We start from the raw sequence: 24,527 nt of genomic DNA on the forward strand, positions 1-24,527 counted from the left end.
TATATTTTTTCAAATTTATAATTTAACATATCTTAATAAGTAGATATCATTGAAATAATATTAAGGAATTGATGGATGCATTTAAAAGATTTAAATCATAATCTAAGCCATAATATTAAATGAAGTGGTTGGCTTATGACTGACAGTCAACTTTCTTAAGTGATTAACTTGAATAAGAAAGTATATTTAAAGTAGAATTTCTTGACAATTCTGTCAGTTTATAAGATGTTATAATTATGTAGTGTATAAGGAGGCAAACAAGATGACTGAAGAATTCAATGAATCAATGATTAATGATATTAAAGAAGGTGACAAAGTCACTGGTGAGGTTCAACAAGTTGAAGATAAACAAGTTGTTGTGCACATCAACGGTGGTAAATTTAATGGTATCATCCCAATCAGCCAACTTTCTACTCACCACATCGAAAATCCAAGTGAAGTAGTTAAAGTCGGTGATGAGGTTGAAGCTTATGTCACTAAAATTGAGTTCGATGAAGAAAACGACTCAGGCGCGTATATTTTATCTAAGAGACAGCTTGAAACTGAAAAATCATATGAATTCTTACAAGAAAAACTTGATAATGATGAAGTGATTGAAGCTGAAGTTACTGAAGTAGTAAAAGGTGGATTAGTCGTAGATGTTGGTCAAAGAGGATTCGTACCAGCTTCACTAATTTCAACTGATTTCATTGAAGATTTCTCTGTATTTGATGGACAAACTATCCGCATTAAAGTGGAAGAGTTAGATCCTGAAAACAATAGAGTCATTTTAAGCCGTAAAGCTGTAGAACAAGCTGAAAATGATGTTAAAAAAGCATCATTATTAGATTCATTAAGCGAAGGTGACGTTATTGACGGTAAAGTAGCTCGCTTAACTAACTTTGGTGCTTTCATTGATATCGGTGGTGTAGATGGTTTAGTTCACGTTTCAGAACTATCACACGAACATGTTGAATCACCTGAACAAGTTGTATCTGTAGGTGATAATGTAAAAGTCAAAGTCAAATCAGTCGAAAAAGATTCTGAGCGTATCTCATTATCAATTAAAGACACTTTACCAACACCTTTCGAAAATATTAAAGGTAAATTCCACGAAGATGACGTTATTGAAGGTACAGTTGTACGTTTAGCTAACTTCGGTGCATTTGTAGAAATTGCACCTGCCGTACAAGGTTTAGTTCATATTTCTGAAATCGACCATAAACATATTGGTTCACCTAGTGAAAAATTAGAACCAGGTCAACAAGTTAACGTTAAAATCTTAGGAATAGATGAAGAAAATGAAAGAATTTCTTTATCAATTAAAGCTACATTACCTAAAGAAGATGTTATCGAAAGTGATGAATCTACAACACAATCTTATTTAGAAAATGATAATGATGAAGATAACCCAACTTTAGGGGATGTTTTCGGAGATAAATTTAAAGACCTTAAATTTTAATATTATCGATTAATTTTCTTGTATATTTTATATTATAAACTCCAATTAAGTCTTAGAACTTTAAGTAGTTCTTAGAACATTAATTGGAGTTTTATTTTTTATGAAAATTGTAAAAAGCCCTTTATACATGACGATAAACATCTAATGAAGTTTTGAATAAGCGCATTCATGTGATAAAATTATAGAGATTAAGAAAGAGAGGAAGTTACCTTATGACTAAACCGATAGTTGCAATTGTAGGCAAACCTAATGTTGGTAAATCTACAATTTTTAATAGAGTAGTGGGCGAACGTGTATCGATTGTTGAAGATACCCCAGGCGTAACACGTGACCGTATCTATTCTTCTGGTGAATGGTTAACTCATGAATTTAATATCATTGATACGGGTGGTATTGAAATTGGGGATGCACCTTTCCAAACTCAAATACGTGCACAAGCAGAAATTGCTATCGATGAAGCGGATGTTATCATTTTCATGGTGAATGTAAGAGAAGGACTTACACAAAGTGATGAAATGGTTGCACAAATGTTATATAAATCTAAGAAACCTGTTGTATTAGCAGTAAATAAAGTAGATAATCCTGAAATGCGTAATGATATTTATGATTTCTATTCATTAGGTTTTGGGGATCCTTATCCAATATCTGGGTCACATGGCTTAGGACTTGGGGATTTACTTGATGCCGTAGTTGAGAACTTTGGTGAAGAAACCGAAGATCCTTATGATGAAGATACAATTAGACTTTCTATTATAGGTAGACCAAATGTTGGTAAATCTAGTTTAGTTAATGCAATTCTAGGGGAAGAGCGTGTTATCGTTTCAAATGTTGCAGGTACAACTAGAGATGCTGTGGATACTGAATATTCATATGAAGGACAGGATTATGTTCTTATTGATACTGCAGGTATGCGTAAAAAGGGGAAAGTCTATGAATCCACTGAAAAGTATTCAGTATTACGCGCTTTAAAAGCAATCGAACGTTCTAATGTCGTACTTGTCATCATCGATGCTGAACAAGGTATTATTGAACAAGATAAACGTGTAGCTGGATATGCTCATGAAGAAGGTAAAGCAATTGTTATTGTTGTAAATAAATGGGACACCGTTGAAAAAGATAGCAAAACAATGAAAAAGTTCACTGAAGATGTTAGAAATGAATTTCAATTCTTGGATTATGCTCAAATTGCATTTGTATCAGCTAAAGAGAGCTTACGTTTAAGAACACTTTTCCCATACATAACTGAGGCAAGTGAAAATCATAAAAAACGTGTTCAAAGCTCAACACTTAATGAAGTCGTAACGGATGCAATTTCAATGAATCCAACACCAACAGACAAAGGGCGAAGATTAAATGTATTCTATACGACACAAGTTGCAATAGAACCACCTACCTTTGTAGTTTTTGTTAATGATGTAGAATTAATGCACTTCTCATATAAACGTTATCTAGAGAATCAAATTAGAAATGCGTTTGGTTTCGAAGGAACGCCAATCCATATTATTCCTAGAAAGAGAAATTAATTAAAAAAGGGGATTTAATTATGACAAAAATAACAGTTTTTGGCATGGGTAGTTTCGGTACTGCACTTGCTAATGTTTTAGCCCAAAATGGTCACGACGTATTAATGTGGGGAAAAAACAACGATAGTGTTAACGAATTAAATACGCACCATATGAATAAAAATTATTTAAAAGATACTAAATTAGATGAAACGATTCAAGCAACAACTCATCTTGAAGAAGCAACACAACATGCAGATGTTTATCTAATGGCTCTACCTACGAAAGCAATGAGAGAAGTAGCTACTAATATTGATAAACTGCTTACTTCTAAAAAAACATTTATACACGTTGCTAAGGGAATTGAAAATGGTACATTTAAACGTGTGTCTGAAATGATAGATGATTCTATTTCATCAGAACACAATGCGGGTATTGGTGTTCTTTCAGGTCCAAGTCATGCAGAAGAAGTAGTTATTAAACAACCCACTACTGTAGCAGCATCTTCTAAGGATGAGAAAATCAGTGCTTTAATCCAAGATCTATTTATGAATGATTATTTACGTGTTTATACTAATAATGACTTGGTGGGTGTTGAACTTGGAGGCGCACTTAAAAATATTATAGCCGTTGCTAGCGGTATTGTAGCAGGTATGGGCTTCGGTGATAATGCTAAAGCTGCGCTAATGACGCGTGGTTTAGCAGAAATTAGTCGTTTAGGAGAAAAATTAGGTGCTGATCCAATGACTTTCTTAGGATTAGGAGGTATTGGGGATTTAATCGTGACATGTACCTCAACACATTCACGAAACTATACGCTTGGCTTTAAATTAGGACAAGGAAAAACAATGGATGAAGCTTTACAAGAAATGAAAATGGTAGTTGAAGGCGTTTATACGACTAAATCTGTTTATCATTTAGCTAAAAAAGAACATGTAGATATGCCTATTACAAGTGCATTATATCGTGTACTATTTGAAGATGTACCTGTTAATGAGAGCGTTAAAGAGCTTATGGGTAGAGATAAAAAAGCTGAATAACAAGTGTATAATTACACTTTTAGAAGGAATATTCAAAAAATTCATCATGAAACGCGTAAAATCAATGTTTCTGACGCATAAATCGTTGCGATGACAGTAATCAGTGTGTTAAAGTCAAAACATAATGATATTTAATATATCATTATAAAACCTCAGGAGGTGAATTCATAATGAATAAGACAGATTTAATCAATGCAGTTGCAGAACAAGCTGACTTAACTAAAAAAGAAGCTGGTTCAGCAGTTGACGCTGTATTCGAATCAATCCAAAAATCACTTGCTAAAGGTGAAAAAGTACAATTAATCGGTTTCGGTAACTTCGAAGTACGTGAACGTGCTGCTCGTAAAGGTCGTAACCCTCAAACAGGTAAAGAAATTGACATTCCTGCAAGTAAAGTACCAGCATTCAAAGCTGGTAAAGCATTAAAAGATGCTGTTAAATAATTTTACTTACAAAAAGCCCCACAGGGGCTTTTTTTATTTTTTAGACCAACTTTAACAACTCTGTTGTTATTAGTTGGTTTTATGCATTAGTCAAAGACTAATGTAATCCTTTTACTTTTTTATAAATAAATAGGTGTTCTTATGCATTAGTCAAAGACTAAGGCGTTCATTTTACAACTGTGTTGTTATTAGTTGGTTTTATGCATTAGTTGAAGACTAATGTATTCCTTATATTATTTAATAGTAGGTATTCTTTTTTACATACTTAATTTTCTTTTTAAATAAAATAAATTGACTAAATAGGGGTAGGATAATGAACCTAACAAAGGAATTAGTTTTTTATTCTACCCCCCAATTTTTTACATATATAACATTAAGAGTAATATTTACATTAACACTTTTAAACAAATGGAGTTTTACATAAAAGAACAACTCCTATAGATTTTAATTTCATACATATAATGTTAATATTATTATGATAATATCGTGAGGTGTGAACATGGAAACGACAATAAGCAAACTAAATAAACAAATAGAACAAAGGCTTAAAGGTATAAACGATTACGAATCAATTCATATTAATTCTTCTTTAGGAAATTTACTTGATTCATATTCTATTCCTGAAAAAGCTAAGCTTGCTTGCCTCACTATTGACACTTCAATGAGTCATCTAGATGATATTGCTAAGAATAACTTATCTAAAAATGGAATTTTAATTGGAGATTTGCTAAGTGCTCATTATTATACGTTATTAGCAGAAATTAATGATCTTTCTTATCAATTATCAATGAGTGAAGCTATTGTAAAAGTAAACGAATTAAAATCTTCACTTCATCAGCAAACATTGTCAGAATACGAGATAAGTGAAGCTATCATTGATATTGAAGTACTTTTCCCTTATATTACGCTTGCTCATTTTGGAAAGAAAGTTGATAAGTACGCTTTATTCTATGAATTAACTAAAAATGATGATGGCTATTATCCTTCATATTTAAATCAATATGATGAACAAGCAATCGACCAATATTTCAATACAATTAATCAAAGCTATATAAAAAGAAGAGGTAATTAACATGGGTGAAAATCAAGCAAAAAAAGAACAAGTACATACTGTATTCCAAAATATTTCTCAGAAATATGATCGTTTAAATAATATTATTAGCTTTGAACAACACAAAGTTTGGAGAAAACACGTGATGAAACACATGCGTGTTAAAGAAGGTAGTCAAGCATTAGATGTTTGTTGTGGCACTGCTGATTGGACAATCGCATTAAGTAAAGCAGTCGGCAACAAGGGACATGTGACTGGATTAGATTTTAGCGAGAACATGCTAGAAGTTGGAAAAGAAAAAACATCTTCATTAAACAATGTGAAACTTGTTCATGGTGATGCTATGAACTTACCATTTGATGATAATACATTTGATTATGTGACAGTTGGATTTGGACTTAGAAATGTACCAGATTATCTTGTTGCATTACAAGAAATGCACCGTGTACTAAAACCAGGTGGTATGGTAGTATGCCTTGAAACAAGTCAACCTACTTTACCATTATTCAAACAAGTTTATAGCTTATACTTCAAGTTTGTAATGCCTATATTCGGTAAAATGTTCGCTAAGTCTAAAGAAGAGTATGAATGGTTACAGCAATCAACATTTAATTTTCCTGATAAGCAAACGTTAAAACGTTTATTCTTTGAAGCAGGATTTAATGATATAACAGTACGTAGCTTCACAGGTGGCGTTGCTGCAATGCACCTTGGCTATAAAGAAAAAGATTCTACCAAAGGTGATTAACGTGGCAAAGTTAAACATTAATAATGAAATAAAAAAAGTTGAAGAACGTTTGGAACGTGCGATTCAAAGTACGGATCAAACTCTAGAAGAGGCTTCTTTCCACTTATTATCTTCAGGTGGTAAAAGAGTACGTCCTGTTTTTGTAATTTTAAGCAGTCAGTTTGGCACAAGTGAAGGTACTTCAGAAGATACCTATCGTGTGGCTGTAGCACTAGAACTCATTCATATGGCTACACTCGTCCATGATGATGTTATTGATAAGAGTGACAAGCGTCGAGGACGTCCCACAATTTCTAAAAAATGGGATCAAACCACTGCTATATTAACAGGAAACTTCCTACTTGCATTAGGTCTTCAACATCTATCTGAGATTAAAGATGCTCGCGTTCACTCTATTATTTCTAACTCTATTGTAGACGTATGTAGGGGAGAGTTATTTCAATTTCAAGATCAATTTAATAGCGAACAAAATATTACAAATTATTTGCGTCGTATTAATCGTAAAACTGCTTTACTGATTCAATTAGCTACTGAAGTAGGTGCAATTACTTCTGGTGCTTCTAAAGAAACTATACGCAAATTGAAACTTATTGGTCATTATATTGGAATGAGTTTCCAAATCATTGATGATGTTTTGGATTTCACAAGCTCAGAAAAGAAATTGGGCAAACCTGTAGGTAGCGATTTGATGAACGGTCATATTACTTTGCCAGTACTTTTAGAAATGAGAAAGAATAAGGATTTCAAACAAAAAATCACTAACTTAAATGCTCAAAGTCCTCAATCTGATTTCGATACATGTATTCAAACTATTCGAAAATCCGATAACATTGAAGAATCTAAAGCAATAAGTGAGAAGTATTTAAATAAAGCAATTGCTTTAATTGAGGAATTAGAAGAAGGTCCTAATAAAACTTTATTTAAAAAACTTATTAAAAAAATGGGCAGTAGAAATAAGTAAGTTCTGTGAAAAGTATTGAAAGCGCTTCACTATCCTGTTACTATGAAATGGTGGCAGGATAAAAGCTTATCTTGTTCGATAGGAAATAAGCCTATACATATTTCGGAAAATGAATGAAACACAACTCACGGGGGGGACACGCAAAGTGGAACGTACATTTTTAATGATCAAACCAGATGCAGTACAAAGAAATTTAATTGGAGAAATTATTTCAAGAATTGAAAACAAAGGGTTAAAACTTGTTGGTGGTAAATTGATGCAAGTACCTACTGAATTAGCTGAGAAACATTACAGTGAACATGAAGGTAAACCTTTCTATGAGAAATTAATTTCATTTATAACTTCAGCTCCTGTTTTTGCGATGGTTGTAGAAGGAGAAGATGCTGTCGCAGTATCTCGTCACATTATCGGTAGTACTAATCCTTCTGAAGCCGCACCTGGTACGATTAGAGGCGATCTTGGTTTAACAGTTGGAAGAAACATTATTCATGGTTCTGACTCTGTAGAATCAGCGCAACGTGAAATTAGTTTATGGTTTAATAGCAATGAAATTGCTGATTATACATCACCAAGAGAAGACTGGTTATACGAATAAAAAATATAAATAAATGAATTTCATTTTATCCACTAAGAACCGATTTAGCGAAAGTTAAATCGGTTCTCTTTATTTTCACCAATGAAGTTACATGACGCTAAAGTTCAAGACTTATGTTGTGTGTATGAATATGATAATATATTAAACATATTACAATTTAATGCATTAAAGAAGAGAAAGGAGTGTGCGCTCATGAGATACCTCACTTCAGGTGAATCACATGGTCCACAACTTACAGTCATCATTGAAGGTGTACCAGCTAATTTAGAAATTAAAGCTGAAGATATTAATAAGGAAATGTTTAAACGTCAAGGCGGATATGGTCGAGGACGTCGTATGCAAATCGAGAAGGATGCAATTGAAATTGTTTCTGGAGTAAGAAATGGTTATACGCTTGGGAGCCCAATTACTTTAGTCGTGACTAACGATGACTTTACGCATTGGAGAAAAATTATGGGCGTAGCACCAATAAGCGATGAAGAAAGAGAATACATGAAGCGTACCATTACAAAACCTAGACCTGGACATGCTGATTTGGTTGGAGGAATGAAATATAATCATCGTGATTTAAGAAATGTATTAGAGCGTTCATCTGCTAGAGAAACCGCAGCACGCGTCGCTGTAGGGGCTGTCTCTAAAATACTCTTAGAACAACTAGATATTCATATGTACAGTCGTGTGGTTGAAATAGGTGGCGTTAAAGATGAAGGCCTTTATGATACTGAAACTTTCAAAGCCAATATTGACAAAAACGATGTACGTGTAATTAATGAAGATATCGCACAACAAATGCGCGATAAAATTGATGAAGCAAAAAAAGAAGGCGACTCAATTGGTGGTGTAGTTCAAGTTATGGCAGAGAATATGCCTGTTGGCGTAGGGAGTTATGTTCACTACGATCGTAAATTAGATGGTCGCATCGCGCAAGGCGTTGTAAGTATTAATGCTTTTAAAGGTGTTAGTTTTGGCGAAGGATTTAAAGCCGCTGAAAAACCAGGTAGTGAGATTCAAGATGAAATTCATTACGATAGCGATAGTGGTTATTATAGAGCTACGAATCACCTTGGAGGATTTGAGGGTGGTATGAGTAATGGGATGCCAATCATTGTAAATGGAGTAATGAAACCTATTCCAACACTCTATAAACCTTTAAACTCAGTAGATATCAATACTAAAGAGGACTTCAAAGCGACGATTGAACGTTCTGATAGTTGCGCGGTTCCTGCTGCAAGTGTGGTATGTGAACATGTTGTAGCTTTTGAATTGGCAAAAGCATTACTGGAAGAATTCCAATCTAATCACATCGATCAATTAAAATCACAAATCGAAGAACGTCGTCAGTTAAACATTGAATTTTAAATACACCATCCTTAAGAGGTGATAACATGAAACTTGAAACAACTTATGAAAATAACAACTATCCAATTATTGTGGAGCACGATGCAATTGAATACTTGGATTCTTTTACCAAAGATTATGACAAAGTATTCTTCATTATTGACGCTAATGTGTATCACCAATTTTCAGAGAAAATAGATACCTTAACTAAAAAGCATCATGCGCAAAAAATTATCATTCCTGCTGGCGAACAAACTAAAACATTTGCCCAGTACAATCAAACAATGGAGTCATTATTAAGTCATCAATTAACACGTCAAACATGTATTATCGCTTTAGGTGGAGGGGCAACAGGTGATTTCGCCGGTTTCATTGCTTCAACTCTATTAAGAGGTGTAGGATTTATCCAAGTTCCTACAACGATTCTCGCGCATGATTCAAGTGTTGGCGGAAAAGTAGGTATTAATTCAGAAAATGGTAAAAATCTTATCGGTGCCTTTTATCGACCTAAAGCCGTCATCTATGATTTAAATTTCTTAGAAACGCTTCCTTATACTGAAGTTTTGAGTGGTTATGCTGAGGTCTATAAACATGCATTATTGAATGGTAAGGAAGCTACGCAAAATATAGAGGCACATTTTAGTTCTGATAAACAGTTAAAATCTTTAGATCAACTAGACTACTACTTATTTAAAGGCATAGAAACGAAATTGCACATCGTTGTTGAAGACGAAAAAGAAAAAGGTATGAGAAAATTTCTTAACTTAGGTCACACTTTTGGTCATGCTGTGGAATATGAACATAAAATACCACATGGTCATGCAGTAATGATAGGCATACTCTATCAATTTATTGTAGCTAATCAAATGTTGCATACCGAATATGATATTCAACATTTCATTAATTATCTTCAATGTTTAAATTATCCTTTAGAGATTATCCCTAAGCTTAATTTTGAAGACACATATCAATTTATGTTACTTGATAAGAAAAATAACAGTGAAGGTATTCAAATGGTCTTACTTCAAGATTGGGGTAGTCCTATTGTACTTCATGTTGATAAAACGAGACATCTTAAAGCATTTAATCAATTACAGTCATATTTTAGGTAGGTGATAAACATGACTAATAGTGAAGTTATCGACATCAATGGCCCTTTAAAGGGTGAAATAGAAGTTCCGGGAGACAAGTCCATGACACACCGAGCAATCATGCTTGCATCTCTAGCGACAGGTCAAACTACAATTTATAAGCCTTTACTTGGAGAAGATTGTCGCCGTACTATGGAAATATTTGAGTTATTAGGTGTTAAAATAACTGAACATGAAGAGACAATCATTATTGATTCACCTGGTTATCAACAATTTAAGACACCACACCAAGTGTTGTATACGGGGAATTCTGGAACAACAACACGTTTATTGGCGGGACTACTTAGTGGTTTAGGAATTGAAAGCGTACTATCTGGTGATGTTTCTATTGGTAAAAGACCTATGGATCGTGTTCTAAAGCCATTGTTACAAATGAATGCTCATATTTCAGGTATTGAAGGAAATTATACCCCTTTAATTATTAAGCCATCTATTATTAAAGGTATAGAATATCAAATGGAGGTTGCTAGTGCTCAAGTAAAAAGTGCAATTTTATTTGCGAGTATCTTTTCAGAGGAAGCAACAACCGTCACTGAAATTGATGTGAGTAGAAATCATACAGAGACAATGTTTGAACATTTTAATATTCCAATAGAGATTGAGGGTAAGACGATTCGAACTTCACCTCATGCAATTCAACACATCAAAGCACAGGATTTCCATGTGCCTGGAGATATTTCGTCAGCAGCGTTCTTTATTGTAGCCGCGCTAATTACACCTGGAAGCGATATTACAATTCATAATGTTGGCATTAACCCGACACGTTCAGGTATCATAGACATCGTTGAACTTATGGGGGGGAATATTGAATTAAACAACGTGACTCACGACGCTGAACCTACAGCTTCTATTCGAGTTAAATACACCCCCACTTTAAAGCCAATTACTATTGAAGGTGATATAGTACCTAAAGCGATTGACGAACTTCCTGTGGTCGCATTATTGTGCACTCAAGCTTCAAGTACTTGTATTATCAAAGATGCAGAAGAATTAAAGGTAAAAGAAACGAATCGAATAGATACAACTGCTGATATGCTCAATATGCTAGGTTTCAGCCTACAACCAACAAACGATGGATTGATTATACATCCTTCTGAATTTAAAGCAAATGCAACAGTAGATAGTCAAACGGATCATCGTATAGGTATGATGTTAGCTGTAGCTTCGTTACTAAGTTCTGAACCTTTAACAATAGAGCAATTTGACGCTGTTAATGTATCTTTCCCAGGTTTCTTACCAAAATTAAAGCTTTTAGAAAATGAGGGAAAATAAATTATGGAAGATATCTATAAATTAATAGACGATATCAATCTACAAAAATTAGAGAATTTAGACTCTCGTGTAAACGAAGCATTAAGTTCAAATAACGATGACGCGTTATTTATCTTAGGCGAAACATTATATAATTTCGGTTTAACACCTCAAGGTTTAGAAGTGTTTAGAACGCTATATCATAAATATCCTGATGAAAGTGAATTACTTATTTACTTTATTGAAGGATTAATGTCTGAGAATCAAACTGATGAAGCATTAGAATATTTAGCTGAAGTTGAAACATCAACTGAAAAGTTAATGCTAGAAGCTGATTTATATCAACAAATTAATATGTTGGAAGTTGCCATTGATAAGCTTCAAGAAGCGTTAGAAATTGAACCTAACGACCCAATTATTCATTTCGCTTTAGCTGAATTACTATACTTTGATGGACAATATTTACGCGCTACAACTGAGTATGAGACAGTACTAGAGACAGGCGAATATCAAGTGAATGGCGTTAATTTATTTTCAAGAATGGCCGACTGTAGTTTACAAAGTGGTAATTATACAGATTCTATTGGACTATTTGATGAAATCAGTGAAGATGAAATGAACTCTGAGGATTATTTTAAGAAGGCTATTGCCTATGAAAAGAACGATTTAACGCAAGAAGCGATAAAAATCATGAAGACATTATTGTCTAAAGATCCTGACTTTATTCAAGGTTATTTCTACTTACAATCATTATATGAAAATGAAAAGAACTACCCAGATGCGATTGAAACAGGTAAAGAAGGGCTTAGACTAAGTCAGTTCTACAAAGAGCTTATGGTGTCTACAGGTAGCTTAGAAATAGAGCATGGCGATGCGAACGAAGGTGTTGAATTATTAAAACAAGCACTTGAAGTCGACAATGCCTATCATGAACCTTTGCTAATATTAAGTGATTTATACCGAAATGAAGAAGATTATGAAGCAATTATTCAACTTCTTACCTTTGTAGATGAGGAGGACTTAGACCCTGTGTTTATGTGGCATTTAGCATATGCTTATGGTCATGAAGAACGCGATAAAGAAGCTCAACATTTCTTCGAATTAGCATACCCGACATTAAATACACAGTCTGAATTTTTAAGCGATTATTATTTCTATCTATTAGAAATTGGACATAAAGACAAAGCAAAATCAATTTTAGATAAATTATTAGAAATTGACCCTAGTAATGAAACTTGGCATGATGAAGCTATGAGAATCCAATCTTAAGTGGGTGAATACTAATGAATGAATCGCTCATACGAATGAAGCAAAGCTTTTTGGAGTATTTACTATTTCAATACCGTTTCAAATCACGCATTACCGTTTGGGTACTTAATTACTTAAAAGCAAATCATGACAAACTGAACCTTGTTCATTTCGTAAGTGGAAAAATTAAACAACATCATACTTTAGAAATTGCAGAAGTAAACGCACATGCTTCTGCAATTCAATTTACTAAAGACGATCAAACATACATTAACACGAATGAAATCTTTGAATATATCGCTAATAATACAATTCGTCTAGATATTCAAATACATTTTGCGGATAATCATAAGAATGAACCTCGCTACGACGATTTAATCTTGGCACAGTTGATCCATTCACCAAGTTATTCCGCATACGTTCAAGATTTATATGCGATTTCAATGAATCAAAGAAAGCAATCTTCTTTGATTGAAAATTTACAAGAAAATATTGATTTGAGTTTACAAATGAATGAACCAGAAAGATTTTATCAACTTACACAAATATTAAATGCATTGAAAATGAAAGACGTTGATGCTATGTACGAGGAAGAACAATGAGTGACTATAAATGGATATGGGAAATGACACTTTATAGGAAATGGGTGCTTATTTTCTTACTTATATGTAATGTGGCAGGAACGATTTACGGCTATGATTGGTATAGTGGACAACTATATATTACTCCATGTTATTTTAAACCATTTGTACCTGATAGCCCCACAGCATCACTTTTTCTAAGCTTATCTATCATGCTCATGTTGTTTAACAAACGTTCCGCAATTTTAAATGCTCTAGCCTTTGTAACTTTAATTAAGTATGGCGTGTGGGCAGTTATCATGAATATTCTTATGTTTGTTGAGCAGGGTGAAGTGACAATTAACGGTATTATGTTAATTGTATCCCACGGTATTATGGCCGTTGAAGCTATCTATTTTTATCCACGCTTCAAAGTAACAATGACTGGGTTCTTAGTCGCTTTAATATGGGTATTGATTAATGACATAATCGATTATGGTTTCGGTCAATTTCCTTATTATGACTTTATTGCTTCACATACATTTCAAATCGGAGTATTATCAGTATGTCTGAGTATAAGCGCCTTAATTTTATACTTAGTTTTACAACGTTTTATGAAAGTTAAAACATTTGATTAAACATTATTTTGTCAGTAAAATAATATTAGAGGAGAGTGAGTTTAATGTCTTTAATATCTATGATTATATATTTCGTAATATTAATGGTCATCCCAATGTGGGCTCAACATAAAGTTAAATCTAATTATGAAAAGTATTCACAAGTGAGATCCACTAGTGGTAAAACAGGTAGAGAAGTTGCTGAAGAAATACTACATGCAAATGGTATTTACGATGTTGATGTCGTTAAAGGTGACGGATTCTTAACAGACCACTATGACCCTAGTAAAAAAGTTGTTTGTTTATCTCCTGCAAACTACGATAGACCTTCAGTTGCTGGTACAGCAATTGCAGCCCATGAAGTTGGGCACGCAATTCAACACCAACAAGGTTATGCACCATTAAGATTTAGAAGTGCACTTGTACCACTTGCTAATATCGGTAGTTCTTTAAGTTACATGGTTATCATGTTAGGTATCGTGTTAACTGCTTTCGGAAGTGCATTTGGTTCAACTGCATTATGGATTGGTGCTGGATTAATGTCACTTGCGGTATTATTCTCAATCGTGACATTACCTGTTGAGTTTAATGCTAGTTCAAGAGCAATGAAGCAAATCACTGCTTTAAATATCGTAAATGAGAAAGAATACAAACACGCTAAGAAAGTGTTATCTGCAGCAGCAATGACTTATGTTGCTTCAACAGCAGTAGCATTAGCTGAACTTGCACGTATCATTTTACTTGCAAGATCAAGCGAATAATTTAATAAATACTTTTTATAAACCTGGTTAAGATTACATGTAGATGTAATACTTACCAGGTTTTTTATTTTCAACATAAATCTACAGTTTCTATTATTGCACTTGAAATGCATCAACTAACAAATTGTAATATACTATATGAGAAACGCATTAAAGGAGAATATCATAAAATGAAATCGATGGAACAAATGCAAAAAGAAGTTGACGAATATATTGGTCAATTCAAAGCAGGCTACTTCTCACCACTAGCAAATCTCGCTAGAATGACTGAAGAAGTAGGAGAGTTAGCAAGAGAAATTAATCATCATTATGGTGAAAAGAAGAAAAAAGATTCTGAAGCTGACAATACCATCAAAGCTGAATTAGGGGATAACTTATTTGTATTATTATGTATCGCTAATTCACTAGATATAGATATGACTGAAAGTTTTAATGAAACGATGGAGAAATTTAATACACGAGATAAATATCGTTTCGAAAGAAAATAATATATAGAAAGGATGGGCACAGATGAAAATCGGTATTACTTGTTACCCGTCCATGGGCGGCTCTGGAATCATTGCAACAGAGCTTGGTATAAAGATGGCTGAACGCGGACACGACGTTCATTTTATTACCTCGAATATTCCTTTTAGAATACGTAAACCTTTACCGAATATTACTTTCCATCAAGTTGAAGTGAATCAATATGCAGTATTTCAATATCCGCCATATGATATCACATTAAGTACTAAAATATCTGACGTCATTAAAGAATACGATTTAGACGTTTTACATATGCATTACGCCGTACCACACGCGGTTTGTGGCATTTTAGCAAAGCAAATGTCCGGCAAAGATGTAAAGATCATGACAACACTTCACGGCACAGATATTACAGTGCTTGGTTATGATCATTCGCTTAAGAATGCTATTAAATTTGGTATCGAACAGAGTGACATTGTTACCAGTGTGAGTCATTCTCTTGCACAACAAACATATGAAATTATTGATACAAATAAAGAAATTGTACCTATTTATAATTTTGTTCGTGAAAATGAATTCCCAACACGACATAATGAAGAGTTAAAGGATTGTTACGGCATATTACCTGAAGAGAAGGTACTCATTCATGTATCAAACTTTCGAAGAGTAAAACGTATTGATACAATCATTGAAACATTCGCCAAAGTACATGAACGAATTCCTAGTAAACTAATATTACTTGGAGACGGTCCAGAATTACTAGATATGCGCCAAAAAGCTCGCGAACTCAATGTAGAAGAGCATGTACTATTTTTAGGTAAACAAAATGATGTAAGTGCATTTTATCAACTATCAGATCTCGTGCTACTTTTAAGTGAAAAAGAAAGTTTTGGTTTAACTCTATTAGAGGCAATGAAGACAGGTGTATTACCAATTGGTACAAATGCTGGAGGTATCAAAGAGGTAATTAAGCATGAAGAGACGGGCTTTATAGTAAATATTGGTGACAGTGAACAAGCAGCGCAATATGCGATTCAGCTCTTAGAAGATCCCAATTTATATAAACAAATGCAATCAAAAATGCTTGAAGATATTCGTGATCGCTTTGCTTCAGAATTGATTACTGATCAGTATGAACATTATTATAAAAAAATGTTAGAACAAGGTGAAAATTAAGATGAGTAACGAGTTATTTGAACGTGCCAAACCAATATTAGATCATATTAAGCATCATGGATTTGAAGCATACTTCGTTGGGGGTTCAGTTCGTGATTATCTCATGGGACGAGACATCCATGATATTGATATTACTACCAGTGCAACGCCTAATGAAATTGAAGATATTTTTGAGAAGACCATTCCAATAGGTAAGGAACATGGTACTATCAATGTCGTTTATCATCATGAAAATTATGAAGTAACAACATTTCGTGCTGAAGAAGATTATGTGGATCATCGTAGACCGAGCGAAGTACACTTCGTACGTGATTTATACCAAGACGTACAACGTCGAGATTTCACTGTTAATGCCATTGCAATGGATTCTAATTATAAAACATATGATTATTTTGAGGGTGAACGCGATTTAAAAGAACGGCTGATTCGTACAGTAGGTGAACCTCGTGAACGATTTGAAGAGGATGCGTTACGTATCATTCGAGGACTACGTTTTCAAGCTCAACTCAATTTTAAGATTGTAGACAATACATTTGATGCGATGCGCAAGCAAATTGCTGATATTCAATACCTATCTGTAGAACGCATTGTTATTGAACTAAAAAAACTCATTAAGGGTATCAATGTTGCTCAAAGTTTTAATCAAATGAAAGAGATAGATGCCTTTAAGCACATTCCATTTTTTAATTCATTTAATATGCAACGCGTTCATATCGATGAACCATTAGAATTTGAAATGTGGATCGCTATCATGCTAGCTCAGCAACCGATTACTGATACACTTAAATTACTAAAGATTAGCAATAACGAAAAATCGAAAATTCACACCTTAGCGAATTTAATTAAAACATTACCACAGGTACAATCTAAGCAGGATTTAATTATTGTGATTTATGATAATGACATAAAAAATATTAAAAATGTATTAGCTACTAAGGAAACACTCAAGAAAAACAATCTTAACACACCTAATCCTTTAATCTTAAATGAACGTTCTATTGAAGAAGTTTATAACCAGCTACCTATCCATCATCGAAAGGAAATGGCTATCAATGGTGGTGATATTATCCAACACCTTAATACGAAATCAGGACCGTGGTTAAAAGATGTGTTAAGACAAATTGAAGTGGCAATTATCACACAACAAATTAAGAATACTAAAGTTGAAATACTAGAATGGGTGGATGCGAATGTCAAAGTATAGTCAAGACGTAGTAAGAATGTTATATGAGAATCAACCAAATTACATCTCAGGGCAATTTATAGCTGATCAGCTTAATATATCACGAGCAGGCGTTAAAAAAATTATCGATCAATTAAAAAACGATGGTTGTGACATCGAATCCGTCAATCATAAAGGTCATCAGCTCAATGCACTCCCCGATCAATGGTACAGTGGCATTGTTCAACCTATCGTAAAAGATTTTGATTCAATTGATCAGATAGAAGTTTATAACTCAGTTGATTCAACACAAACTAAAGCTAAAAAAGCATTAGTAGGCAACAAATCATCATTTTTAATTTTAAGTGATGAACAAACAGAAGGACGAGGACGCTTTAATCGCAATTGGAGTTCATCTAAGGGTAAAGGTCTGTGGATGTCTCTAGTATTAAGACCAAATGTTCCATTTGCAATGATTCCTAAATTTAATTTATTTATCGCATTGGGAATTAGGGATGCCATTCAACAATTCTCTAATGATCGTGTAGCAATTAAATGGCCTAATGATATTTACATTGGGAAAAAGAAAATTTGTGGTTTTTTAACTGAAATGGTAGCTAATTATGATGCTATAGAAGCAATTATATGTGGTATAGGTATTAATATGAATCATGTTGAGGACGACTTTAATGATGAAATACGTCACATTGCAACAAGTATGAGGTTGCATGCTGATGATAAAATAAATCGTTATGATTTTCTAAAAACACTACTCTATGAGATTAATAAACGTTATAAACAATTCTTAGAGCAACCATTTGAGACGATTCGAGAAGAATATATTGCAGCAACCAATATGTGGAATCGTCAATTAAGATTTACCGAGAATGGTCACCAATTTATAGGTGAGGCATTTGATATCGACCAAGATGGTTTCTTACTTGTGAAAGATGACGAAGGGAATTTACATCGACTAATGAGTGCAGATATAGATTTATAAACACTGAAGACAAGGAGAGAGGGCGTTATGGGAATTGCAACCTATGCAGTTGTTGATTTAGAAACAACTGGTAATCAACTAGATTATGATGAAATTATTCAAATAGGCATTACTTTCGTACGCAATCATAAAATTATTGATACTTATCATTCAATGATTCGCACTGATTTAGAAATTCCTCCATTTATTCAAGCTTTGACATCTATTGAAGAGGATATGCTCGCTCAAGCACCTTATTTCAATGAAGTTGCTGAGGATATTTACGACCAAATTAAAGATTGCATTTTCGTGGCACATAATATTTCTTTTGATCTTAATTTCATTAAAAATGCTTTCAATAACTGTGACATTCAATTCAAACCTAAGAAAGTGATGGATACACTTGAATTGTTTAAAATCGCGTTCCCAACAGATAAAAGTTACCAATTAAGCGAGCTCGCTCAAGCACATGATATACCCTTAGACAAAGCACATCGTGCCGATGAAGATGCTACCACGACTGCAAAGTTAATGATTAAGGCCTTCAAAAAGTTTGAAAGTTTACCTTTAGATACTCAAAAGCAACTTTATTATTTAAGTAAAAATCTTAAATATGATTTATACAATATCCTTTTCGAAATGGTAAGAACAAATCAATCGAAACCCTTGGATGACCAATTTGGTCAATTCGAACAAATCATATATCGTAAACAAGTAGATTTAAAAGGTCCACAAACAAAGTTTGAAGGTTCTCTTAAAACACTTTATAAAAAAGCTACGAAAGCTCTAAATATGACTTATCGTCCTCAACAACTTTATCTTTCAGAAATTATTCTTGATCAACTGATGCATAGTGATAAAGCAATGATTGAAGCGCCTCTAGGAAGTGGTAAGTCCCTTGCATATTTACTTGCAGCACTCATGTACAATATTGAGACTGGGCGACACGTGATGATATCTACAAATACTAAAATACTGCAGAGTCAGTTACTTGAAAAAGATATTCCTGCATTAAACGAGGCATTAAAATTTAAAATCAACGCATCTCTGATTAAAAGTAAAAATGATTACATTTCACTTGGTTTAATTAGTCAAATCTTAAAAGATGATACTAATAACTATGAAGTTAGCATTCTAAAAATGCAATTATTAATTTGGATTACAGAAACAACTACAGGTGATATCCAAGAATTAAACTTAAAAGGCGGACAGAAAATGTATTTTGATCAAAAGATTGAAACTTACGTTCCTGTACGTCATGACATCCATTACTACAATTTTATAAAACGTAACGCTCAAAATATTCAAATCGGTATTACGAATCACGCACATTTAATTCATTCGGATGCAGAAAATTCAATATATCAATTATTCGACGATTGTATCATTGATGAAGCACACCGATTACCAGATTATGCCCTAAATCAAGTCACTAATGAATTGAACTATTCTGATATTAAATATCAATTAGGCTTAATCGGTAGAAACGAAAATGAAAAACTACTTAAAGCTATAGACAAATTAGAACAACAACGTATTCTTGAGAAATTAGATATAGCACCTATTGATGTATTCGGACTTAAATCAAACATCAATGACATCCATGACTTGAATGAGCGTTTATTTACAACGATTTATGAAATTATTCAGTCATCTGAAGTCTATGACGATGAAGTTCATAAGTATCATTATGTTTACCAATTTGAGACTGATAATATATTAAAAGATTTACACGCTCTCATTGATAAACTAAATAAAACGTTGGAAATTTTTAATGGCATTAGCCATAAAACAATTAAATCGATTCGTAAACAGTTACTTTATCTCAACGATAGATTTAAACAAATAGAGCAAAGTTTAAAAGATAATCATACAAGTTATATTTCAATCAAAAATCTAACTCAAAAGTCTACAATTCGTTTGCTTGTTAAAGACTTAGCAGTAAAAGATATTTTAACAACTCAAGTTCTTGATAAATTTAATTCGCTCACTTTTATTTCCGGTACGTTAACTTTCAATCATTCATTTGATAACTTTAAGAATTGGTTTAACGATCATACCGAATTTAATACATTTGAAGTATCGACATCGATGAAAGCCTCTAAAAATACGAGCGTTTTTATTCCTACTGATGTAGCTTCTTATAATTATAAGAATATTGAAGACTACGTGGCATCAATTGTGGATTATCTTGTCGAATATGTCACTATGACTCAATCAAAATGTCTCGTCTTATTTACAAGTTACAAGATGATGCATATGGTTCAAGATATGTTAAACGAATTACCACCATTTGAGGACTACGTGATACTCACTCAACAACAGAATCAAAATTATAAAATTGTTCAACAATTTAATAACTTTGAAAAATCTATCTTGTTAGGTACATCAACATTCTTTGAAGGCTTCGACTTTCAAGCTGATGGTATTAAGTGTGTCATGATAGCTAAGCTACCATTTATGAATAAACACAATACGAAATATTGGCTTATGGACACTGAATTTACGTCAACATTCAAAGATTACGTCCTTCCAGACGCTGTCACTCGCTTTAGACAAGGTTTAGGTCGATTAATACGTAATGAGGATGATAAAGGGCTTATAGTGTCATTCGATGATCGTTTAATCAATAGTAATTTTAAGAATTTCTTTGCTCAAACCTTGGAAAATTATCGCCAGAAAAAAGGGGATATTCAACAATTCAATAAATTACTAGGGCACATTCAGAAATCAATTAAAAAAGGAAAATAGAGTTTAATTTGACGTAGCGAAGTCATTTTCAAGAAAGCAATCACAGAAGTCAACATGTAGAAGTTAATAGAAGATTTTGTTAAAATAAATAAGTATTAAAAAGAATAGAAAAATAGGAGTTTGGTTATGAAGACTACGATTAAACAGGCGAAACAACATCTAAACCAAGAAGTAACTATTGGTGCTTGGTTAACAAATAAACGTTCTAGCGGTAAAATCGCGTTCTTACAATTACGTGATGGTACTGGATTTATGCAAGGCGTGGTAGTGAAATCAGAAGTTGATGAAGAGACCTTCCAATTAGCTAAAGAGATTACTCAAGAATCTTCATTATATGTAACAGGAACAATCACTGAAGATAATCGTTCTGATTTAGGCTATGAAATGCAAGTAAAATCAATTGAAGTCATTCATGAAGCGCATGATTACCCAATCACACCTAAGAATCACGGTACTGAATTCTTAATGGATCACCGTCATTTATGGTTACGTTCTAAGAAACAACATGCCGTGATGAAAATTAGAAATGAAATTATTCGTGCAACATATGAATTCTTTAACGACAATGGCTTTACTAAAATTGATCCACCAATTTTAACTGCAAGTGCACCTGAAGGTACAAGCGAGTTGTTCCATACTAAATACTTTGACCAAGATGCATTCTTATCTCAAAGTGGTCAATTATATATGGAAGCTGCAGCGATGGCACATGGTCGCGTATTTTCATTTGGCCCAACATTCCGTGCTGAAAAATCTAAAACACGCCGCCATTTAATTGAATTTTGGATGATTGAACCAGAAATGGCATTTACGAATCATGCTGAGAGTTTAGAGGTACAAGAACAATATGTCACTCACGTTGTACAATCAGTACTTAAAAATTGTGAATTAGAACTTAAAGCCCTTGACCGTGATACGACTAAGTTAGAAAAAGTAGCAACACCATTCCCAAGAATTTCATATGATGATGCGATTGAATTCTTAAAAGAACAAGGCTTTGATGATATTGAGTGGGGCGAAGATTTCGGAGCACCTCATGAAACTGCAATCGCTAATCATTATGATTTACCAGTATTTATAACTAATTACCCAACTCAAATTAAGCCGTTCTATATGCAACCTAACCCTGACAATGAAGATACAGTATTATGTGCTGATTTAATTGCACCAGAAGGCTATGGCGAAATCATCGGCGGTTCAGAACGTATTAATGATTTAGATTTATTAGAACAACGTATTAAAGAACATGAATTAGATGAAGAAAGTTACAGTTATTATTTAGATCTTCGTCGTTATGGCAGTGTACCACATAGTGGTTTTGGTCTTGGTTTAGAAAGAACAGTTGCGTGGATTTCAGGAGTAGAACACGTGCGTGAAACTTCACCATTCCCACGTTTATTAAATCGTTTATACCCATAATAGAGGTGAAATAAGAACTTCATTTTCAAATGATGCCAAAACGTCCAGTCAATTGATACGGCTGGGCGTTCATTTTAAATAGGAGGGGAAAACACTTGGATTTGTTTCAACTTAAAACACGTCCTGTCGTAATTCGAAGAGAATTATTAGATCATTATGCGGAATTAGGTATAGATGAACAAGATTTAGTGATTCTGATTAAATTGATTTACGCATCAGAAACATCTAATAAGCAGCCCTCTATAGAATTGCTTCAAAAAGGGTCTCATATGCAACCTCGTGAAATCACTGCCGTCATACAAAATTTAATACAACACGAATTATTAGAATTAAATGTGAGTAAAGACGAAGAAGGTAAATTCACTGAGTATATGAATTTAGACTCTTTTTATGAGAAATTAAGCCTAATACTAAAGAAACAAAATTTAAATAACCAAGAGCAAGATAGTAAAGAGCAATTTAAACAGCTATTTCAATTGATGGAACAATCCTTTGGGAGACCACTTTCACCCTACGAAATAGAAACATTAAACCAATGGATAGATGTGGATCAACATGATTTATCCGTCATTCAAGCAGCATTAGACGAAGCACTGAGTCAAAACAAATTAAGTTTTAAATATATAGATCGCATACTGTTAAATTGGAAGAAGAACAATGTTAAAACAGTAGATGACTCCAAAAAAATAAGAGAACAATTTAATCAGAAGCAACCTAAAATGAAACATGTAGTCAAACAAGTTCCTAAATTTGATTGGTTAAATGGAGAGAAACCAGATGATAAGTAAAAAGAAAGCATTAGAAATGATAGATGTCATTGCGAATATGTTTCCAGACGCAGAGTGTGAATTAAAGCATGATAATGCATTCGAACTCACTATTGCTGTATTACTGTCAGCTCAATGTACGGATAATTTAGTCAACCGTGTGACACGTTCACTCTTTGAAAAGTATAAAACACCGGAAGATTACCTTAATGTTAGCGATGAAGAGCTTCAAAATGATATACGTTCAATAGGACTATATCGTAATAAAGCGAAAAATATAAAAAAATTATGTCGTTCATTACTCGATCAATTTGATGGACGTATACCAGAGACTCACAAAGAATTAGAAAGTTTAGCAGGTGTCGGACGAAAAACTGCAAATGTGGTGATGAGTGTAGCATTTGGAGAACCTTCTTTAGCTGTGGACACGCATGTTGAAAGAGTTTCTAAACGTCTAGGCATTAATCGATGGAAAGACAATGTTAGACAAGTTGAGGATCGTCTTTGTGATATCATCCCACGCGAAAGATGGAATAGAAGTCATCATCAACTTATTTTCTTTGGAAGATATCATTGTTTAGCTAGAAAACCTAAATGTGATATATGTCCTTTATTAGATGATTGTAGAGAAGGTCAGAAACGTTATAAAGCTAGTTTGAAGGAAGCGTGATTTATAGTGATTAAGAAAGATGATTTCGAACAATTAGAAACACTACTCGATAAGTTAGCGAGTCAGAAGAAGTTAAAATCTCAAGAGGCTCGACCTATTATTGATGATTATTTTGAGATGATACTTAATTACTTTAAACAAATTAATGAAATCAGTGAAATCAATTTTGATCACTTAAATGAGTATCCCGTAGTACCTATGAATTTTGATGAACGGTATCATTATATGATTGCTAGAAAATATCATTTTATGGGATATAGACAAATGAAAACGTTAAAAAGTGAGTTAATTAAAATGAATGCCTCTTATCAAATAAGGAAGAAGCGCAATCGTTAAATAAGCCTATTTAAAAATATAAGAGTCAAATTGTATTGTTATGAAAGGGAAGAAGTTCCCCAAACAATGCAATTTGACTCTTTTAATATATAAAA

At 33.4% G+C, this 24,527-nt stretch carries 24 protein-coding genes; all 24 read left to right on the forward strand.

Features of this window, described 5'->3' with window-relative positions:
• Positions 1 to 262: 262 nt before the first annotated feature.
• The 24 genes from rpsA (at position 263) to MHI13_RS12660 (ending at position 24,432) form a co-directional block, all read left to right on the forward strand.
• Entirely contained in the window at positions 263 to 1,441 is a 1,179-nt protein-coding gene (rpsA, locus tag MHI13_RS12545; protein ID WP_002433806.1) for a 30S ribosomal protein S1, read from the forward strand.
• A 212-nt stretch (positions 1,442 to 1,653) separates the two neighbouring features.
• On the forward strand, positions 1,654 to 2,964 hold the full coding sequence (gene der / locus MHI13_RS12550; protein WP_002470036.1) for a ribosome biogenesis GTPase Der: 1,311 nt from the start codon (positions 1,654 to 1,656) through the stop codon (positions 2,962 to 2,964).
• A 20-nt stretch (positions 2,965 to 2,984) separates the two neighbouring features.
• Positions 2,985 to 3,983, forward strand: coding sequence for an NAD(P)H-dependent glycerol-3-phosphate dehydrogenase (locus MHI13_RS12555; RefSeq protein WP_002433668.1), 999 nt, complete (start codon positions 2,985 to 2,987; stop codon positions 3,981 to 3,983).
• A gap of 170 nt (positions 3,984 to 4,153) precedes the next feature.
• The gene (locus MHI13_RS12560; RefSeq protein ID WP_002433931.1) at positions 4,154 to 4,426 is read left to right on the forward strand and encodes an HU family DNA-binding protein; all 273 of its coding nucleotides are present in this window, start codon (positions 4,154 to 4,156) and stop codon (positions 4,424 to 4,426) included.
• 499 nt (positions 4,427 to 4,925) lie between these two features.
• On the forward strand, positions 4,926 to 5,498 hold the full coding sequence (locus tag MHI13_RS12565) for a heptaprenyl pyrophosphate synthase subunit A (RefSeq protein WP_002433592.1): 573 nt from the start codon (positions 4,926 to 4,928) through the stop codon (positions 5,496 to 5,498).
• Between the two features lies 1 nt (position 5,499).
• Positions 5,500 to 6,225, forward strand: a complete 726-nt coding sequence (locus tag MHI13_RS12570; RefSeq protein ID WP_002433785.1) for a demethylmenaquinone methyltransferase — start codon at positions 5,500 to 5,502, stop codon at positions 6,223 to 6,225.
• 1 nt (position 6,226) lies between these two features.
• Positions 6,227 to 7,186 carry a polyprenyl synthetase family protein gene (locus MHI13_RS12575; RefSeq protein ID WP_002433857.1) on the forward strand — a complete coding sequence of 320 codons (960 nt, stop codon included), beginning with the start codon at positions 6,227 to 6,229 and terminating at the stop codon, positions 7,184 to 7,186.
• A 145-nt stretch (positions 7,187 to 7,331) separates the two neighbouring features.
• A complete protein-coding gene (ndk, locus tag MHI13_RS12580) occupies positions 7,332 to 7,781 on the forward strand; it encodes a nucleoside-diphosphate kinase (RefSeq protein ID WP_023350242.1) in 450 nt (149 codons plus the stop codon).
• Between the two features lie 192 nt (positions 7,782 to 7,973).
• Positions 7,974 to 9,140 (forward strand): chorismate synthase, encoded by a 1,167-nt coding sequence (gene aroC, locus MHI13_RS12585; protein ID WP_002433841.1) that lies wholly within the window; start codon positions 7,974 to 7,976, stop codon positions 9,138 to 9,140.
• Positions 9,141 to 9,166: 26 nt separating this feature from the next.
• Positions 9,167 to 10,231 (forward strand): 3-dehydroquinate synthase, encoded by a 1,065-nt coding sequence (gene aroB, locus MHI13_RS12590; protein WP_002433867.1) that lies wholly within the window; start codon positions 9,167 to 9,169, stop codon positions 10,229 to 10,231.
• A gap of 9 nt (positions 10,232 to 10,240) precedes the next feature.
• Complete coding sequence (gene aroA / locus MHI13_RS12595; RefSeq protein WP_002433812.1) at positions 10,241 to 11,542, forward strand: 3-phosphoshikimate 1-carboxyvinyltransferase; 1,302 nt, start codon at positions 10,241 to 10,243, stop codon at positions 11,540 to 11,542.
• 3 nt (positions 11,543 to 11,545) lie between these two features.
• Positions 11,546 to 12,790, forward strand: coding sequence for a tetratricopeptide repeat protein (locus MHI13_RS12600; protein WP_002433612.1), 1,245 nt, complete (start codon positions 11,546 to 11,548; stop codon positions 12,788 to 12,790).
• 14 nt (positions 12,791 to 12,804) lie between these two features.
• A complete protein-coding gene (locus tag MHI13_RS12605; RefSeq protein WP_002433814.1) occupies positions 12,805 to 13,371 on the forward strand; it encodes a YpiB family protein in 567 nt (188 codons plus the stop codon).
• Entirely contained in the window at positions 13,368 to 13,967 is a 600-nt protein-coding gene (locus MHI13_RS12610) for a DUF1405 domain-containing protein (RefSeq protein WP_002433575.1), read from the forward strand. Before MHI13_RS12605 ends, MHI13_RS12610 begins: the two co-directional genes overlap by 4 nt.
• Before the next feature lie 44 nt (positions 13,968 to 14,011).
• Entirely contained in the window at positions 14,012 to 14,707 is a 696-nt protein-coding gene (locus MHI13_RS12615; RefSeq protein ID WP_002433625.1) for a zinc metallopeptidase, read from the forward strand.
• Between the two features lie 170 nt (positions 14,708 to 14,877).
• Positions 14,878 to 15,195, forward strand: coding sequence for a nucleotide pyrophosphohydrolase (locus tag MHI13_RS12620; RefSeq protein ID WP_002433843.1), 318 nt, complete (start codon positions 14,878 to 14,880; stop codon positions 15,193 to 15,195).
• Between the two features lie 22 nt (positions 15,196 to 15,217).
• Complete coding sequence (gene bshA, locus MHI13_RS12625; RefSeq protein ID WP_064210105.1) at positions 15,218 to 16,348, forward strand: N-acetyl-alpha-D-glucosaminyl L-malate synthase BshA; 1,131 nt, start codon at positions 15,218 to 15,220, stop codon at positions 16,346 to 16,348.
• Position 16,349: 1 nt separating this feature from the next.
• Positions 16,350 to 17,552, forward strand: coding sequence for a CCA tRNA nucleotidyltransferase (locus MHI13_RS12630; RefSeq protein WP_002433581.1), 1,203 nt, complete (start codon positions 16,350 to 16,352; stop codon positions 17,550 to 17,552).
• On the forward strand, positions 17,539 to 18,510 hold the full coding sequence (locus MHI13_RS12635; protein WP_064210104.1) for a biotin--[acetyl-CoA-carboxylase] ligase: 972 nt from the start codon (positions 17,539 to 17,541) through the stop codon (positions 18,508 to 18,510). The genes MHI13_RS12630 and MHI13_RS12635 overlap by 14 nt, the downstream gene beginning before the upstream one ends.
• A 27-nt stretch (positions 18,511 to 18,537) precedes the next feature.
• Positions 18,538 to 21,240 (forward strand): helicase C-terminal domain-containing protein, encoded by a 2,703-nt coding sequence (locus MHI13_RS12640; protein ID WP_002470014.1) that lies wholly within the window; start codon positions 18,538 to 18,540, stop codon positions 21,238 to 21,240.
• Between the two features lie 126 nt (positions 21,241 to 21,366).
• Positions 21,367 to 22,659, forward strand: a complete 1,293-nt coding sequence (gene asnS, locus MHI13_RS12645) for an asparagine--tRNA ligase (RefSeq protein WP_002433789.1) — start codon at positions 21,367 to 21,369, stop codon at positions 22,657 to 22,659.
• Positions 22,660 to 22,754: 95 nt separating this feature from the next.
• A complete protein-coding gene (locus tag MHI13_RS12650; RefSeq protein WP_064210103.1) occupies positions 22,755 to 23,447 on the forward strand; it encodes a DnaD domain-containing protein in 693 nt (230 codons plus the stop codon).
• Complete coding sequence (gene nth, locus MHI13_RS12655; RefSeq protein WP_002433690.1) at positions 23,437 to 24,096, forward strand: endonuclease III; 660 nt, start codon at positions 23,437 to 23,439, stop codon at positions 24,094 to 24,096. Before MHI13_RS12650 ends, nth begins: the two co-directional genes overlap by 11 nt.
• Before the next feature lie 6 nt (positions 24,097 to 24,102).
• Positions 24,103 to 24,432: a YpoC family protein gene (locus MHI13_RS12660; RefSeq protein WP_002433956.1), complete on the forward strand. Its 330-nt coding sequence runs from the start codon at positions 24,103 to 24,105 to the stop codon at positions 24,430 to 24,432.
• Positions 24,433 to 24,527 lie beyond the last annotated feature (95 nt).

The organism is Staphylococcus sp. FSL K6-0223 (assembly GCF_038008285.1).

What these genes read in the sequence shown, in the direction of transcription:
- rpsA (WP_002433806.1), top strand. Translation starts at nt 263, where the DNA reads ATGACTGAAGAATTCAATGAATCAATGATTAATGATATTAAAGAAGGT.
- der (WP_002470036.1), top strand. Translation starts at nt 1,654, where the DNA reads ATGACTAAACCGATAGTTGCAATTGTAGGCAAACCTAATGTTGGTAAA.
- MHI13_RS12555 (WP_002433668.1), top strand. Translation starts at nt 2,985, where the DNA reads ATGACAAAAATAACAGTTTTTGGCATGGGTAGTTTCGGTACTGCACTT.
- MHI13_RS12560 (WP_002433931.1), top strand. Translation starts at nt 4,154, where the DNA reads ATGAATAAGACAGATTTAATCAATGCAGTTGCAGAACAAGCTGACTTA.
- MHI13_RS12565 (WP_002433592.1), top strand. Translation starts at nt 4,926, where the DNA reads ATGGAAACGACAATAAGCAAACTAAATAAACAAATAGAACAAAGGCTT.
- MHI13_RS12570 (WP_002433785.1), top strand. Translation starts at nt 5,500, where the DNA reads ATGGGTGAAAATCAAGCAAAAAAAGAACAAGTACATACTGTATTCCAA.
- aroC (WP_002433841.1), top strand. Translation starts at nt 7,974, where the DNA reads ATGAGATACCTCACTTCAGGTGAATCACATGGTCCACAACTTACAGTC.
- aroB (WP_002433867.1), top strand. Translation starts at nt 9,167, where the DNA reads ATGAAACTTGAAACAACTTATGAAAATAACAACTATCCAATTATTGTG.
- aroA (WP_002433812.1), top strand. Translation starts at nt 10,241, where the DNA reads ATGACTAATAGTGAAGTTATCGACATCAATGGCCCTTTAAAGGGTGAA.
- MHI13_RS12600 (WP_002433612.1), top strand. Translation starts at nt 11,546, where the DNA reads ATGGAAGATATCTATAAATTAATAGACGATATCAATCTACAAAAATTA.
- MHI13_RS12605 (WP_002433814.1), top strand. Translation starts at nt 12,805, where the DNA reads ATGAATGAATCGCTCATACGAATGAAGCAAAGCTTTTTGGAGTATTTA.
- MHI13_RS12610 (WP_002433575.1), top strand. Translation starts at nt 13,368, where the DNA reads ATGAGTGACTATAAATGGATATGGGAAATGACACTTTATAGGAAATGG.
- MHI13_RS12615 (WP_002433625.1), top strand. Translation starts at nt 14,012, where the DNA reads ATGTCTTTAATATCTATGATTATATATTTCGTAATATTAATGGTCATC.
- MHI13_RS12620 (WP_002433843.1), top strand. Translation starts at nt 14,878, where the DNA reads ATGAAATCGATGGAACAAATGCAAAAAGAAGTTGACGAATATATTGGT.
- bshA (WP_064210105.1), top strand. Translation starts at nt 15,218, where the DNA reads ATGAAAATCGGTATTACTTGTTACCCGTCCATGGGCGGCTCTGGAATC.
- MHI13_RS12630 (WP_002433581.1), top strand. Translation starts at nt 16,350, where the DNA reads ATGAGTAACGAGTTATTTGAACGTGCCAAACCAATATTAGATCATATT.
- MHI13_RS12635 (WP_064210104.1), top strand. Translation starts at nt 17,539, where the DNA reads ATGTCAAAGTATAGTCAAGACGTAGTAAGAATGTTATATGAGAATCAA.
- MHI13_RS12640 (WP_002470014.1), top strand. Translation starts at nt 18,538, where the DNA reads ATGGGAATTGCAACCTATGCAGTTGTTGATTTAGAAACAACTGGTAAT.
- asnS (WP_002433789.1), top strand. Translation starts at nt 21,367, where the DNA reads ATGAAGACTACGATTAAACAGGCGAAACAACATCTAAACCAAGAAGTA.
- nth (WP_002433690.1), top strand. Translation starts at nt 23,437, where the DNA reads ATGATAAGTAAAAAGAAAGCATTAGAAATGATAGATGTCATTGCGAAT.